Raw genomic sequence first — 15,414 nt, forward strand, 5'->3', positions numbered from 1 at the left:
ATGGGAAGTATTCTCATGCGGCCATGTTCACGCCGGCGGCCGCTTCCACCCATGACCTAGGTCAAGCCGGTGCGACTGCGAGCCATGCGCACCTGTCGGCGACCGCATTCCGCCGTGCTGCGATCAGGCCACCTGCCGATGCGTTCGATTGCGGCCGCGCGTGCAGGGGCGGCCGTGTCCACGCGTATGGCCATCATCGGCCATGCGTGCGCAGGCGATCCCGGCCTGGGACCTTGGCGTCCTGGCCGAGGGTCGATCGGAGCGGAGGCCCAGACAGCAAAAAACCCCGGCTGGCGGGGTTTTTCGGCTCTCTCCGCGTTGGTGGTATGGGTGCTCCCAAACAACTCAAATAAGATATTGAATCTCATAAAATTCAGTGGAGTGGATCTTCTAAGTTACCGACGGCGTTACCGCCATGAAAGCGGTGCTTGAAAATGGACCTGGTGAGGGAGCGAGTTATCCCAAATCTCCGCTGAAGCGCTGGTGATTCGCCCCACATCTATTGCCAGTAGCTACCTTCACCCGCGAGGGCACGGGGTAAGAGGTCGGGACATCTCTGTCGGAGGCCGCGATAGCTGACGCATTGCGCATCTTTGCTGCGGCCAGCCAGCGCTCCGATTGCCCAAGTAGGGCCGCGGCGGTCAATCAAGGAGGGCTGTTGCCATCCAGCCGATGGAAGTAGTTGATGAAGCTCGATGCCATGTCCAGCACCAGCAGCGCTTCGCTGTGGCCAGCATCGGAGGGGGCAACGCTACCATGGCCGATGTTCGGCTGCTTGTTCCGGTAGATGTAAAACTGTTCTAAGGCGTTGGCGATCGTCGTATCGACGAGCTTTCTGCTCCGGATCTCCTTCACGGCTTCGCCTAAGGTCGAGGCTTTGACGCCTTTCTCGGCAAGCCAGGCCTTCAGGTAGCCCTCGATGGCCTTCATCGAGTTCGTGATCGAGTTTTCGGCGGACACTTCCTTCGGCGCGACCAGGGCCTGCCGCGCATCGCGCAGCAGCGCGGCGATCGCCGGGTGTTGGGACGCGGCCTCCTCCGCCCGATCGACTTCTTCCACCAATGCGTCGTACTTGACCTCGACCTGCACGGTTCCGGCACCGTGATCCGTGGCTTCGTAGCCGATGTGGTGGTAGTCGAACAGGTCGTTCGCCTCCCTTCGCTTCAGCCGCCGAATGGCGATGAGCGCCTCGACCATGCTCAGCACTTCATGCCACTGCGCGGTCAGCACTAGGTCCACAAGCAGGTCGCTGCTGTAAAACTCGTTGATGGTGTCCTCGCCGACCAACCGCTCGTAGTCCTTGTTGACCATCACCGACAGGTGGCGATAGACGCCGTATTCGCGTAGGTGCCCGTCCTCGCTGTCGTGGATCCGTTCCAGAACGGTCTTGAGTAGGTCGTAGCGGAATGCGGCGGGTACGAATTTGTACCGCAGTTTGCATGGTTCGTAGTCGAGCTTGTGTCGGCGAGTGAAGCTGGTCAGCATTGGCGGTCCAATGGGGTGAGCGCAATCCGGCTACGTAGTTTAAGGTGTGCAGACGTGACATCGGCGGCAGTACATTTGCCTGATCTTTCTGAGGATCGCCGCGCCTATGCCCTATCTTTTGTGTCGGGCGTGCGAAAGCATCATCGGCGACTACGAACGCTACAGCCTAGAGTTACTTCGCTGCGAGGGAACTGTCGCGCAGTAGTTACTCGAACTTCGTAATCATCGCCCGTTGGTTCGACCTCTCAGTAGTTTGCAACAGCGTCATGGAAATCCAGTTCGTGCACAATTACGACTCGTACGCCCTCCTTGCGCAGCTTGATCGCTTTCTCCACTTTGCGCCCATAGCACGAGTAAGCCCAGCATTGGTTCCCCTCGGCTCCGATAACCACGTAGTGGACTTTCTTTGAGGGACTCGCATGGCTTGTCCCTCCAAGGCGAGAGACGATATGTTCAAGCTGTGAGCGCGTGAATCGATTAGATGCTCCGGTAAAGCAGAATCCGCGATTCTCAAACAAAATCTCGGGATCGACTGCGCATAGTCCAACGACTTGGCCTGACTCTGGCTCAGTAACGGGTGCCTTCACTATTGTTTTAGAGTCTAGAAGCGCGGTGAACTCAGCGAAGAAGGAGCTGAGTAGGTCGTGCTCATGGGGATCTATCCTCTTGTCCGCAAGCACGCCGGTTATCAAGCTACCTATCTCATCGAATGGCCAGCAGGATCTCAAATGAGGATGCTGCTCCATCCACTCAGACAGTCCCCTGAGCTCTTCTTCGGTAATCTTAGTGTCCGCGACTATGCCGCCAAGTATTGCGTGAAGTCGCTGGAGATCGGACGTTGTTTGATCGTAGAACTCTTGCGACCGCAGCCTCTCGCAAAGCCACACAATGTCTTCTCGTTCCTCAGGATCGAGTACCCCGTCGCTTAAGGCTGCCGATACTAGCGGCACAAATTCGTTGAACGGATGTAGATCTCTCAGCTCTTCGTGCTCTTCAAGCCATATGTTGAGGTAGCTGACCTCAAGCTCGTTGATGCGCCCATCAATGGCAATTCCCTCAATGATGCCAAGAAGTGAGTTGATTGATCTATCTAGACGAGCCTTGCCTGTGAACTTAGCGTACGGCTGCTGATCTGGATGCATGATCATTCTTCCAAGAGTGGACTAGACGCTGCTAAGGACGTCTCAAAGGTTGTTGAAGCCGCCGACTTTGCTGCATTCCATTGCGCCTGCAAAGGAGTGTCAAGCAAGCTAAGGGAAGTCTAGGCCCTAGGCCTCGTGGTCCCCGCCCCCCCCGCCCCTCTAGCTCAGCTTTGGTGTAGCGGGGAATGAGGTTCGTCCGCGTTTCCGCCGAATCTCCGCCCCTTGCATTGTGAGTTAGGGTTCGCTGCAACTAAGTGGCTGAAAATAATAGTTAAAATCAACGGCTTCCGGGTCTGAGCCAAGGGTTGAGCCCGACTGACAGCCCGTGTGAAACCGGCACAAGCGGTGGACCCGCCAGGGCGAACTTGCCGTGGCTCAGGAGGTAGATCGTCTGCGGGCCTGCTGATCCGTATGCTGGAGACACGGGAGTGGAATGGGGAGCAGGGCATGGCCATTTACGAGGAAGTGTTGGCTTGGTCTGGAAGGTTGCCGATATGGCGTCAGGACGCGCTGCGTCGTCTATGCGTCCACGGCTCGTGGAGCGACCAAGACTTGGACGAGCTCCTGGATCTCGCCAAGCAGCAACACGGCGTCGCGAGCGGACTAGAGCCGGCCATCGAGCCAGCGCCATTTGCAGAGGATCACTTCCCGGCAGAAGCGACCGATGGCGCACTGGTAACGCTCACTTCCCTTCACACACTGAACAACGTCGGGAGAATCCCGGGCGACCAGGTGCTCGAGTTCGCAGCACAGGGATTGACCATCGCGTATGGAGGCAACGGCACCGGCAAATCGGGGTATGCACGTGTACTCAAGCAGGCTTGTCGTGCGAGGAGCCCTGGGGCGGTCTACCCCAACGCCTATGATCCGCAGTTCCAACAACTTACACCCAGCGCATCGCTCACCTTCCTAATAGACGATGAGCCCCATGAGGCGAACTGGAGTGGTCGGCGCGGGCACGTCGCCCCCGCAGCACTGCGAGCCATCGCAGTTTTTGACGGCGACTGCGCGCGGCACTATCTCCAGACGAGAGAGGTTGCGACTTTCCAGCCGGTGGCCTTGACCCAACTGCAGCAGCTAGCTAGCGGACTCAATCAGGCGCTGCGGCCCAGACTTCAAGCTGAGATCAATACGCTCGCCGTAAATACAGCGCCGTTCAATGTCATTCCCGTTGACACCGAAGCGGGGCGTGCCCTGCATCCAGTAAGTACGCGCACCGACTTGGACCAAGTGCGCAGGCTCGCCAACCTGTCTCCTGATGAGATGCAAGAGCTAGCTCGCCTTCCGCAAGAGATCGCCGAGGCGGACCCTACATCCAAGGCTACCGTTCTAGAGAACGCGGCAACAAGGGTCGATGAGTTGGTCAGTGCGGTTGAAGCGGCTAACGTTGTGTCCGACGAGTTGCTTGACGCCAAGCATTCCGCCTACCTGATGCTGCGAGAGGCTGAGATTGCGGAGCGGGCTGCCGCGGCTCTCTTGCAGTCGGAAGACCCTGAGCAGTTACTCCCTGGGACAGGGCAAGGGCCCTGGGCATTGTTATTCAGTGCGGCGCGCGAGTTTTCAACGCGCGCTGCGTATGTGGCGAACGCATTCCCAGTGACAGGAGATGGGGCTCAGTGCCTTCTATGCCAGCAGGAGCTGTCGCCGGTCGCAAAGGAGCGACTGCAAAGGTTCGACCGATTTGTGCGAGATTCCGCCTCTGCAACCGCGCAGCAGGCGCGCACGAGATGGCAGCAGATCGTCGGCGAGGTCGCGCAGGCAAGCGCGTCCTTCACTCTCTCTGACACAATGGCTACAAGCCTCGGTCGTCGAGTGGATACTCTGCCGGCTGGTATCCGCACATTCCAAGAAGATCTGGCCTCTCGGCTGAGGTGGCTCCAACGTGCCGTATCAGGTGGGCAGTGGGATAATAGGCCCGCTTTCCGAGTTGTCAGCCCCGCTCCTGCAATTCGTCAGATTGCGAATGACCTGCGCGCCGAAGCTGCGGCCATGCGAGCCAATCTTGATGCAGAAGCCTTGGCGGCGAAGCGCCGTCGTCTGAGGGAGCTCCAGACGAGAAGCGTACTCTCGGAGCACATAGAGAGTATCGCCCTTGTTGTGCGGAACCTGGTCCACAAGGCCAAGCTTGAAAGCTGCCTAGCGGACGTCGGAAACACCAGGCCAATCACCACCTTCGCTGGGCAGCTCGCTCGGAGGCACGTCAGCGACGCCCTTGCTGCCAGAATGAACCAGGAGCTTGAACGCCTGGACCTCTACCACATCCGCGCTGAAATCAGCTCCACGGGCGATGCGGGTTCCACTAGGCTGGGTATCGTCCTGTCCGGCAGCCAGTTAGACCCCCACCTTGTCCTCAGCGAGGCTGAGCAGCGGATGTGTGCGTTGGCCTACTTCTTTGCCGAGCTCCACCAGTCAGGCTCGACTTCAGGAGTCGTCTTCGACGACCCCGTGTCCAGCCTAGACCATAATCATCGAACTGCTGTTGCACGTCGTATCGTGGCGGAGTCCGTAGTTCGACAGGTGATTGTTTTCACGCACGACGCTGTGTTCTTCGGCGAATTGACTACGCTTGCGCAAGATGCGGGTGCTGAGCCTAGTGTTCGGTCCATTGCCTACCGCGCTGAAGGTCCCGGATACATAGATGCCGGTCTGCCATACGACCTGCGTAAGCATAGGGAGCGCATTGCGCAGCATCGCCTCGACCAACAGCAGATTGCCGCGGTGTTCAATAACCCGCCAGGAGACGCGGAGCGACTGGCTACCCGTAATGCGTACGACGATCTGCGAGTGACAATTGAGGTTGGAATCGAGGAGACCATCCTGAATGGCACAGTCGTGAGGTTCCGCGACAACATCTCAGTTGGACGACTTGACGGAGTGAAGGAGGTCGAAGCCAGTGAGTTTGCCGAGGTCCAGCGACTGCACGACAAGTGCTGCCGCAACGTACGGGCGCACTCCCACGCTGCTGGCCAACAGCGTGCAGTAACGCAACCTGCTGAGTTGCTCCAGGACATAGAGGCGGTGAATGCACTGTTCACCGCGATCCGCAGGAGAATCGGGTGATGCAGGTTGCGTGGCTAAGTGGTTGAGGGAGGTCCCCACTTTTGCTGAGTAGACGATCATCACCTAGCTGATGCGGGGATCATCGACTCAGCGGCGGGGAATCCTTGGATAAACGAGGTTTCCGTGGCGGAAAGCTGAAGTATCCTGGAGTGCATCAACAATGAGATCGCACGACTTTCAGTTAAAGCAGGTTGAAAGTCATCTTCTTAGCGATTGAGCTCCCACATGCGGCAAGTGTGAAGCTACAGCGACCCCGTACCCGACGCTTGACCACGCTGCATGCGAACCCACGACATACAACGCATCCTTGGCGCGAGACACCATCACATTGAAGATGTTGGGCGAGCTTGCAGCCCAGCGCCGTGCCCCCTGCTGCGCCGCCATGGGAGCGCCCAATATCGCGATTACTGCCTCCGCCTCCTTGCCTTGGAACGTGTGGATGGTTCCCACACGATCCTGCAGCCACTGCCTCGAATCTACGCCGAGGGAACTGAGCAGATCCGGTTCGGCTGCAATGCGCTTGTGGACCGGCCAGCCTTTCGTAGACATCCGGTTGCCATAATTCATGGCAATGACCGAGGTGTTTATGGGCAACAGCAAGCAGTACACGGATGAGTTCCGTGCCGAAGCGGTGAAGCAGGTGATCGAGCGTGGCTTCACGGTCGTGGATGTCGCCTCCCGGATCGGGATTCCCAAGCACACGTTGTATGGCTGGGTGCAGGCGGCCAAGAAGACGGTACCGGCCCCTGGAGCCACGGTTGCGCCGAGCGACTCGGCCGAGATCCGACGGCTCAAGGCTGAGCTGCGGCGGGTGACCGAGGAGCGCGACATCCTAAAAAAAGCCGCCGCGTACTTTGCCAAGGGGTAAGGGCGAAGTACGCGTTCATGCGCGCGCACGCCCGGGAGTTCCGCTTGGTGGCGATGTGCCGGGTGCTTGGCGTGCAGCGCAGCGGCTACTACGCCTGGCTGCGCCATGGCGCCAGCGCTCGTGAGCGCGAAGATCAGCGTCTGCTGGGGCTGATCAAGCACCACTGGCTGGCCAGCGGCACGGTGTATGGCTATCGCAAGATCACCCTGGACCTGCGCGAGGCCGGCGAGCAATGCAGTCGGCACCGCGTCTTGCGGTTGATGAGGGCAGAAGGTCTGCGTGCCCAAGTCGGCTATGGCCGCAAGCCGCGTCATCGCGGCGGCCCGGCGGGCGTGGTGGCCAACGTGCTCAACCGGGACTTCGGGCCACAGGCACCGAACAAGGTCTGGGTCACGGACATCACCTACATCCGGACCTACGAGGGCTGGCTGTTCCTGGCGGCGGTGATGGACCTGTATTCGCGCCAGATCGTGGGTTGGGCAACCGCTTCGACGATGACCAGCGATCTGGTGCTGCAGGCACTGGTGGCGGCGGCTTGGCGGCGCAAGCCCGGTCCTGGCGTGATGGTGCACTCCGACCAGGGCTGTCAGTTCACCAGCCGCGATTGGCAGTCGTTCCTGAAAGCGCACCGGATGGTGCCGAGCATGAGCCGACGCGGGAACTGCCACGACAACGCCGTGGCCGAGAGTTTCTTCAGCGTCTTGAAGAAGGAGCGGATCAAGCGGCGGATCTACCCGACACGCGCCATGGCGGCATCGGACGTGTTTGACTACATCGAGATGTTCTACAACCCGATCCGCCGGCATGGTTCCGCTGGCGGACTGTCACCGGTAGAGTTTGAAAGGCGCTACGCGCAGAGCGGCGACTGAGTGTCTACAGAACTCTGGCCGGTCCACGTCGATCTCGAACGTCCCGATGCCGTGGAGCATTTTGCCGAGGCCCTCGGCGTGCTTGATCGATCAGCTGCGCCTGTACCCGAGTCCTTGATCCAGCGTGCCAATCTGTTGCTGACGCTGGCGAGCCTGCACTTAAGTCTTGTTGGCGATGCGGCGAGCGGGCTCGAGTACCTTCAGCAAGCCATGCGACTTGGTGGCGATCTCGCGGGAGTCCTGCAAGATGCAGGGCAACGTGATGCCACCGCGGCGCTGTTTGTCGATGTCGGCCGGGCTTTTGATAAGTCCGAGGAGGAGAGCAAGGCTACTGGCTGCTTCTCACTCGCTGAACGTCTGCGCATGCCTCCACCAGAGCCGGATCAATAATTCAGCCGGAGGTCAACTGTCGAGCGTCATTGCAGTTGTTGTATCGGCGCGGGAAAGGCCGCGACTGTCTGCGCTAGCGGGCCCCTTCGGGCAAGGCGCGTCCGTAGAGCGGTACTTTGCTTTGGAGGACTTTGCCTGAAACAGGTCGCGGCTCGGGTAGTATTCTTGGGGTCGTTAGAACTTCGATAGGCCATGGGTTGGTATGAAGGCGGCTGGGTTGACAGAAGACAATTCGTTGATGGCGGTGCTCGCGCTGGCGATGATCCGTCAGCCGCGCGCATCTCTCCAGGAATTGGCTAGGTCTGCGGGTATCAGCAAGGCGACGCTCTATCGCTTCTCCAGAACGCGTGAGCAGCTCTACGAGGTCCTGTTGGCGCACGCCCAGCAGGTGGTTACCAGTGCGCTTCGCGACGCCGCGCTCGAGAGTGCGGCGCCTCGCAAAGCACTGGAGAAGTTGACGAAAAATGCCTTGGAGCACCGGGAGCTATCGGTTTTCCTCGTCCATGAGTGGAAGATATCCACCGTAAGAGGGAGCGTGGAGAGCGCTTGGGAGCAGGCCTTGGATGCCTTCTTCCTGCGGGGCCAACAATTGGGCGTCTTCCGAGTGGACGTGCCAGCTCCTGCACTTACCGAGATCTACGTGGCCAGTCTCAGTGGGATCATAGATGCAGAATACCGTGGCAGGGTGGCAAGGGTCGGAATGCAGTGCTTGATTGACAACATGTTCTTCGAAGGAGCCTTGAAAAGGTAGAGCCGTGGTCTGTGATCGTAAAAGGTGGAGTGAATCCTCGGCCAGAGCGCAGTACTAAGCGTGTCCATCGTTGCTCAAGCGATGCCATCTTTCTACGATTAAGTCGCTACGACTTCATCTGGGGCTGAAGATTGTTTGGCGTCGGTTCGTTGAGCGCGTCGAGAACACCCTTGATTCAGATAGTGGCAAATACGCCAAATGTGATTCGCATTTCGTTCAATCCAGCGGAAGTTGTCAGTGAGCTGGAGAGTGATTCGAGCAGCACCCTCCGATGAGGCTTCACCTTCTTGTAGCGCCGCGTGGCGCATCTCCAGAGAGCGTGCTGATAGAAAACGGGCGTGACTTTCAATTGACTCCAAGTCGCCCTCAATGCCGCGGCGCTCTACCCCGCGACGAGCCAACTGAATCATTTCTTGGCTGCTCTTCAGCGCCCACAAATAGTCTGAGGTGGCTAGGACGACGCGAGCTTGCGCGAGTTCACTCAGGCGGCCTCTAAAGCGAATCAAATGATCGATCGCATGCAGCTGCGCGACACGTTGAGCCGCAGGTATCGTGTCCGCAGCAGGCAACTCGATGCGGGTGACGAAGCTGTATATGTCATCCAAAGGAAGTATTGCTGCTTGGAGTCTTCCTTTGTGTGTCGTGGTGGATTGGCCAAGAAGCATCTCTTCGAACATGTTAAGCAGCCCGGACATGGCCTGCTCCAGCGCGCGTTGGGAGGCCTCAAGTGCCACTGCGGGAATAGCTAACAAGGAGGCATCCAGGAGCTGAGTGGTGGCTTCGCCATGAGCGGGGAGAATGCGCTCGATGAGCCGAGAAAACTGCGCCGCGAACGGCAAAAAAAGCAACACCCCAACGGAGATGAACATCGTGTGGAACGCAGCGAGGCTGGTGGTGCCAGCGTCAAGCCCTGCGCGCACTTCCAACATGGCGATGATCCGGAGGAAAGCCGGAAGTAGCACGATGGCAATGGTGCCAGTGGCGGTATTGAATAAGACATAAGCCAATGCTGTCCGTCTGGCGTGTATCGTTCCGCCTGCAGTCACCACGATGCCGGTCAACGTGGTGCCGATCGCTGCCCCCACGACCACGGCGGCGGCTTGGTCGAAGTTGATCACTTGCGCGTGCAGTGCGGTGAGCGTGGTGGCAATGGCTGCTGTTGAAGACTGGAGGATGGCGGTTAGTGCCAATCCAACGAGCATCGTGATAACGGTGGCCCAGAAGCCGCCACTTGGCAGTGAGGTGAAGTCGAACACCTGGGCTGCGCCGTGCATGCCATGTTGAAGGATTTCCAGCCCCAGAAACATGAGTCCAAAGCCCGTCATCGCAATGCCGAGATCGGCAAGGCGTCCTTTCGCAAGCAGCTTGACTAAGGCCCCGATGCCGATAAGCGGGAGGGTGTGGAACCCCAGATTGACCTTCAGGCCCAGGGTGGCCACGATCCATCCGGTGGCCGTGTTCCCGAGACTCGCCCCAATGAGCACGCCAATGGCCTGTGAAAAGCTGATTAGCCCAGCGCTGACGAAGCCGATCAGGGTGACGGTTGTGGCCGTCGATGACTGCACCGCTATGGTGGCCAGCGTGCCTGAAACGAAGGCTTTTGTTGGCGTTCCGGTAAAGTGCGCCAACGCATGCTTCATGGTTGAGCCGCCGAAGGCCACCAAGCCTTGCGAAAGCAGCAGCATCCCTATCAGGAATAGGCCAAGCCCCCCCAGAAACGGGTAGGCAACGTCCTGGAGATTCGCAAGCGTCACAATGCTCGGCGCCCAGAGTCAAGCATCCCAACGCTCACCGGTTGATCAAGCCGGCGCGAACACGGACGCGGCGATGCATGCTGTAGTGCCCCTGTGAAGCGCAGATCAATTGAGCAAGTGATAGCCGCCATCGACGTACATCGTCATGCCGGTGATCGACTTGGCGTGGTCGCTGGCAAGGAATGCACAGAGGGGGCCCACATCGTCGATGGTCAGTGGCGCCCGCAACGGGGCGCGTTGGCCGTAGTCGGTGAGCAGGGCAGGGAACTCCGCAAGTCCCGAAGCGGCGCGCGTTGCGATCGGGCCGGGCGAAATGGTGTTCACGCGAATTGAGGAGGGGCCGAGCTCGGCGGCGCAATAGCGAACGGCGGATTCCAAGGCTGCCTTGACTGGCCCCATCAGGCCATAGTGCGGAACGACCTCCTGCGCGCCGAGGAAGCTCATGGTCATGAGGCTGCCGCCGTCGGTCATCAACGGTTCTGCTGACCGAGCGATCCGTAGGAAGGAGTGGCAGGAAACATCCATGGCGGTCAGGAAGCCGTCGCGCGAGCAATCGACCACGCGACCGTGCAGATCCTGCTTCGGAGCGAAGGCGATGGAGTGGAGCAGGAAGTCGAGCCGTCCCCATTGGCGCGCTACGGCGTCGAACACCAACTCCAGCTGCGCATCGTCGGCTACATCCAGCGGCAAACGAATATCGGCATCGATGGATTCCAGCAGAGGTTCGACATGAGGCCGGGCCTTGTCACTCTGCCAAGTACCCCCAAGCGTGGCACCTGCCTGGCGAAGGGCCTTCGCGCAGGCCCAAGCAATGCTCTGGTCGTTGGCGATACCGATGACCAGCCCTTTCTTTCCTTTCAGCATCTCGTTGGTCATGTCAGCAGGCCTTCAGTACATAGGTGCCGGGCGCATTGCAAAGCGGCGGGTGGCGTTTCCCGCCCAAAGCGACGCGACTAGATTTCATTGGAGGGCCGGAATGCTCGTTCAGCCATGCGACCCAGGATGACCACCACGATCCTTCGTGGCGACCTGCCGTTTCGAGCCACTCATCCGGGGCCAGGTAACGCTCGCCCTGCTGGCGGGTATGCAGCCGGTAGTGCCGGCGCGGTCTGCCCGGTTCGCTGACAATGCCCGCGTTGTGCCCACCATTGGTCAAGGCGAAGGTGATCTCGGCGGGCGAAAAGAGGTGGATCTTGAACACCGATCGCCATGGCGCAACGTGGTCGGTCGTGGTGCCCACGCAGAAGATCGGCACGGTGATGTCGCCCAGCGAAATGGAACGGCCACGGACGAGGTAGCGACCACCGCTAAGGTCGTTGTAGAGGTACATGCGTCGCAAGTATTGCGAGTGCATTGCCGCGGGCATGTTGGTGCCATCAGCGTTCCAGGCCATCAGATCGTTCATCGGCCGGCGGTCGCCCAGTAGGTATTCCTGGGTCAGCCTGGACCAGACCATGTCGTAGGAGCGCAGCATCTGGAACGCGCCTCCCATCTGGTCTGCGCGCAGGTAGCCGGTCTCCTCCATCTGCGCTTCGAGCAGGGCGATCTGGCTCTCGTTGATGAATAGGCTCAGGTCGCCGGGCTCGCTGAAATCCGTTTGCGCCGCCAGCAGGGTCACGGAGGCAAGCCGATCATCGCCGTCGCGCGCGAGGGCGGCGGCGGCAATCGAGAGCAGCGTGCCGCCCAGACAGTAGCCGGCGGCATGGATGCGTTGTTTAGGGACGATGGCGTTGATGGCAGCAAGCGCCTCGTCGATGCCCTGCGCCAGGTAGTCGTCCATTCCCAAATGGCGATCCTCTTTGCCCGGGTTGTTCCATGAGATGCAGAACACGGTATGGCCTTGCTCGACCAGGTACTTGATGAGCGAGTTCTGCGGCGACAGGTCGAGGATGTAGTACTTCATGATCCAAGCCGGCACGATGAGGATCGGCTCGGGATGGACGTCGGGCGTGCTGGGCGCGTACTGGATGAGCTCGATCAGCGCATTGCGGTACACCACCTTGCCGGGGGTGATGGCGAGATTCTGGCCGACCTTGAAGTCTTCCAGTCCTGCAGGCACCTCACCGGCGAGCCGTCGCATCGTGTCGTCGATCAGGTAGCTCATGCCGCGCGCCAGGTTGTTGCCTTCTTCGGCGCGCGTGCGCTCCAGCACCTGCGGGTTAAGCAGGGGAAAGTGGGTGGGTGACATCGCCTCGAGCCATTGCCGGGCTGCGAACTGCACGAACTTCTGGTGCCCGGAGTCCACTCCCCACACGCCCTGCGTGGCCTGATCCCACCAGTGCGTTTGCATCTCGAACGATTGGCGCAACAGGCTGAAGGGGTACTGGCCCCAGGCAGGATCGCTGAAGCGCCGATCATCGGTCGCCGGCAACTCGGGCGGGGTGTTCCCTTCGGCCAGGCTGTCCAAGCTGTCACGCAGATGGGCCATCATTTGCTCGAACTGGCGTTGGGCAAGTTGCAGCAAGTCGGCCCGCTTGTGCGGACTGACGGCGAGGTGGCTGGCCCAGTCGGTCCACGCCATCAGGGCAGACTCGGGCGACAGATGCGACCATGCCTTCGCCCAGGCCGCATGGGTGGCGTTATCGGGATCGCCCGCCGGTTTGTCGTTCGTGTTGTCGTTGCTCATGCGCGTATCCAGGTATTCGAATGCGTGTCCGGAGGGCGCTACGCCCGGCTTGTGCCGCGCGTGCGCGGCTGCGGTGGGCATCAGGCGTGTGCCCTGACGGAGGTCGCGGCGAATAGCAGGCGCTGCGCATAGGTCGCGGCGATCCATTCCTCGTTGGTCGGCTCCACGCCGACGACGACTCGGCTGTCCGCCGCGGAAATGACGGCGGCATTGGCCTCGTTGGCGGCGGCATCCAGGCTTACACCCAGGAACCCCAACGCAGCGCACACACGCTGGCGGATCTCGCCGCTGTGCTCGCCGACACCCGCGGTAAAGACAAGAAGGTCGAGCCCTCCGAGCACGGCGACAAGTGCACCGATCTCGCGCACGATACGACGCACGTAAAGCTCCAAGGCGTCGCGGGCCCGGTCGGCGCCTTCGTCGCCATCGTCTTCGCGGTCCAGCAGCACGCGTGGCTCGGAGGACAGGCCCGACACGCCCAGCAGTCCGGATTGGTGGTAAAGGATGTCGCCGACTTCCGCGACGGAGAGCTTCTCGATCTCCATCAGATAAAGCACCGCGCCTGGATCCAGTGCACCGGTACGTGTCCCCATCATCAGGCCATCCAGGGCGGAGAAACCCATCGTGGTGGCCACGCTCTTCAGGCCTCGCATGGCACACAGGCTGGCACCGCTACCCAGGTGGGCCACGAGGGTGCGTCCCTGGGCCACTGCGCCATGCCGTTCCGGCAGCGCGGACGCCATGTACGCATAGGAGAGGCCGTGGAAGCCGTAACGCCGCAATCCGCGTTCCCACGCGGCATGCGGCAGCGGCAGCATCTGTTCAACCTTGGGCAGGGTGTGATGGAAGGCGGTGTCGAAGCAGGCGATCTGCACGACCTCGGGCCTCTGCTGCAGCAGGATGTCCATTGCTTCGAGCGCGAACGGCTGGTGCAGCGGCGCAAGCGGGATGAGCTGGCGCAGTTCGGCGACGATCACGGCGTCCACGCGCACGGGTTCGACGTAGCGGTTCGCCCCGTGCACCACGCGATGCGCGACGGCGGCCAGGCGCCGGCCCGCCATGCGGGCATCGATGCGCTCGCCGATCAGCGCCAGCGCGGCGTGATAAGGTTGGGCGGCATCGAGCACGACGGAGAACGGCGGTACCCCGGTTTCGCCGAACGTCGCGTGCGCACTGCCGATGCCCTGCACCTTGCCATTCCACAAGGGGGTACGCGAAAGCGGATCGCTCGACGCGTCGAACACCGCGAACTTGATGCTGGAAGAACCGCAATTGAGGACGAGCAGCAACGTCTGGGTCATGGGAGGTGTCCTGCGCGGGTCAGAATTTTCGGCCGATCGTGAAGCTGCCCAACGTGGGGCGGCTGCGTTGGCCGTCGAACTCGCGCGAGCGGTGGTAGCGGGCGAAGGCGAAACGCCAGTGTCCGCGCGTGACGGCGATGCCGTAACCGATGTCGGCTACGAAAGGACGCTTGTCGACGCTGTGGCTGGAGCGGAACGTGTTGCCGTCCAGGGTGATGTCGCGCAGCACCCAACGCGTATCCACCGCGACGAACAGATGGCCCAGCCAGCGCTTGTCCTCTTGCACGATGAGGGGCGCGGTGTTCTCGCCGGCGGGGCGCAACGGTGCGGTGCCGAAGTCGTCTGGAAGCCGGAGGCCGAAGCGCAATTCCATGCCGGTGTTCGCGTAGGTGGCGAAGTTGCCCAGGCTGCCGCCCCAATGGGAGATGGCGTCCCAGCGCCATTCGCCCGCAGGTTCACCGTATGCAAACCGCGTGCGCCGTTCATGGATGAACTGCACCACCGGCTCATTGTGCAGTTGGTTGTCCCAGCCATTGAAGCGATCCGTACCGATGATGTCGTGCCACCAGTTCTGTACTTCACCGGCCTTGGCCGCCGGGCCCACCACGCCCACGCGCAGCTGGGACGTACGCAGGCGATCCTCCTTGCGCGCGTTGTAGCCGATGCTGAGCATCACGGCCCCTGCGTAGGGCCGGTCCTCGGCGATCAGCTCACGCGGTTCCCGCTCGTTGGGGGTGTACATCATCTGTCCCAGCCCCATGGTCATGTTCAGTTCGTCGAAGCCGCTCGGCTGGAGCAGGGACAGGTGTCGATTCAGGCGCTTCGCCAAGGCTGGTAGGCAGGGATCATCGGTGTAGTCCACCAGGTTGGGCGACACCAGGGTCACGAGGAACCCGTTGGAGTAACCCTGGTCCTGGCCCAGGCCGCCGAACAGGTCGTTGTCGATGCGCACGTTGAGGGTGGATTCGGTCTTGAACCGCTCCGGGCCGCCGCAGCCATCATCTGCGCGTGCAGCACCCGCGTGCGCGATGCCCAGTGCCATGAGCATGTTCATCGCGCAGGCGCGCATCTGTCGCCGTGGCGCGCGCGCCGGCGGGGCGGAAGAGAGAGTTGGCAGCCGGGCCGGTGTCGTGTCCATGAAGTTCCGGGGGTGTAGGAAGGGGGCGGG

Annotated in this window: 11 protein-coding genes; 4 read left to right on the top strand and 7 right to left on the bottom strand. The window is 60.9% G+C overall.

Annotated elements, in window-relative coordinates:
- Positions 1–645: 645 nt before the first annotated feature.
- Both CSC62_RS11695 and CSC62_RS11700 read right to left on the bottom strand, forming a co-directional pair.
- Positions 646–1,485, bottom strand: coding sequence for a hypothetical protein (locus CSC62_RS11695; RefSeq protein ID WP_162109485.1), 840 nt, complete (start codon positions 1,483–1,485; stop codon positions 646–648).
- 245 nt (positions 1,486–1,730) lie between these two features.
- Positions 1,731–2,627, bottom strand: a complete 897-nt coding sequence (locus tag CSC62_RS11700; protein ID WP_162406530.1) for a BRCT domain-containing protein — start codon at positions 2,625–2,627, stop codon at positions 1,731–1,733.
- Positions 2,628–3,074: 447 nt separating this feature from the next.
- Between CSC62_RS11700 and CSC62_RS11705 the strand changes: the two genes are divergently transcribed.
- The 4 genes from CSC62_RS11705 to CSC62_RS11720 all read left to right on the top strand — a co-directional run bounded on the left by CSC62_RS11705 (position 3,075) and on the right by CSC62_RS11720 (position 8,565).
- Positions 3,075–5,687 (top strand): AAA family ATPase, encoded by a 2,613-nt coding sequence (locus CSC62_RS11705; protein ID WP_162406532.1) that lies wholly within the window; start codon positions 3,075–3,077, stop codon positions 5,685–5,687.
- Between the two features lie 586 nt (positions 5,688–6,273).
- Positions 6,274–7,424 (top strand): IS3 family transposase gene (locus CSC62_RS11710; RefSeq protein WP_246194383.1). Its coding sequence is split into 2 segments (ribosomal slippage): positions 6,274–6,520 and positions 6,520–7,424, totalling 1,152 coding nucleotides; the frame shifts between segments, so codons are not numbered across the junction.
- The gene (locus CSC62_RS11715) at positions 7,425–7,814 is read left to right on the top strand and encodes a hypothetical protein (protein WP_162406536.1); all 390 of its coding nucleotides are present in this window, start codon (positions 7,425–7,427) and stop codon (positions 7,812–7,814) included.
- Between the two features lie 238 nt (positions 7,815–8,052).
- Positions 8,053–8,565: a TetR/AcrR family transcriptional regulator gene (locus tag CSC62_RS11720; protein WP_246194385.1), complete on the top strand. Its 513-nt coding sequence runs from the start codon at positions 8,053–8,055 to the stop codon at positions 8,563–8,565.
- A 98-nt stretch (positions 8,566–8,663) separates the two neighbouring features.
- Here the strand turns inward: CSC62_RS11720 and CSC62_RS11725 are convergent, their stop codons facing one another.
- From CSC62_RS11725 to CSC62_RS11745, 5 genes are all read right to left on the bottom strand, one after another.
- Positions 8,664–10,319 (bottom strand): Na/Pi cotransporter family protein, encoded by a 1,656-nt coding sequence (locus CSC62_RS11725; protein WP_281353318.1) that lies wholly within the window; start codon positions 10,317–10,319, stop codon positions 8,664–8,666.
- A gap of 105 nt (positions 10,320–10,424) precedes the next feature.
- Positions 10,425–11,195, bottom strand: coding sequence for an enoyl-ACP reductase FabI (fabI, locus tag CSC62_RS11730; RefSeq protein WP_246194387.1), 771 nt, complete (start codon positions 11,193–11,195; stop codon positions 10,425–10,427).
- A 1-nt stretch (position 11,196) separates the two neighbouring features.
- On the bottom strand, positions 11,197–12,945 hold the full coding sequence (locus tag CSC62_RS11735; RefSeq protein WP_162406542.1) for a PHA/PHB synthase family protein: 1,749 nt from the start codon (positions 12,943–12,945) through the stop codon (positions 11,197–11,199).
- Positions 12,946–13,025: 80 nt separating this feature from the next.
- On the bottom strand, positions 13,026–14,246 hold the full coding sequence (locus CSC62_RS11740; RefSeq protein WP_162406544.1) for an acetate/propionate family kinase: 1,221 nt from the start codon (positions 14,244–14,246) through the stop codon (positions 13,026–13,028).
- Between the two features lie 19 nt (positions 14,247–14,265).
- Entirely contained in the window at positions 14,266–15,315 is a 1,050-nt protein-coding gene (locus tag CSC62_RS11745) for a lipid A deacylase LpxR family protein (protein WP_425502021.1), read from the bottom strand.
- Between the last annotated feature and the right edge of the window lie 99 nt (positions 15,316–15,414).

Origin of the sequence: Pseudoxanthomonas jiangsuensis, from assembly GCF_010093185.1 — a bacterium.
Classification (GTDB): domain Bacteria; phylum Pseudomonadota; class Gammaproteobacteria; order Xanthomonadales; family Xanthomonadaceae; genus Pseudoxanthomonas; species Pseudoxanthomonas jiangsuensis.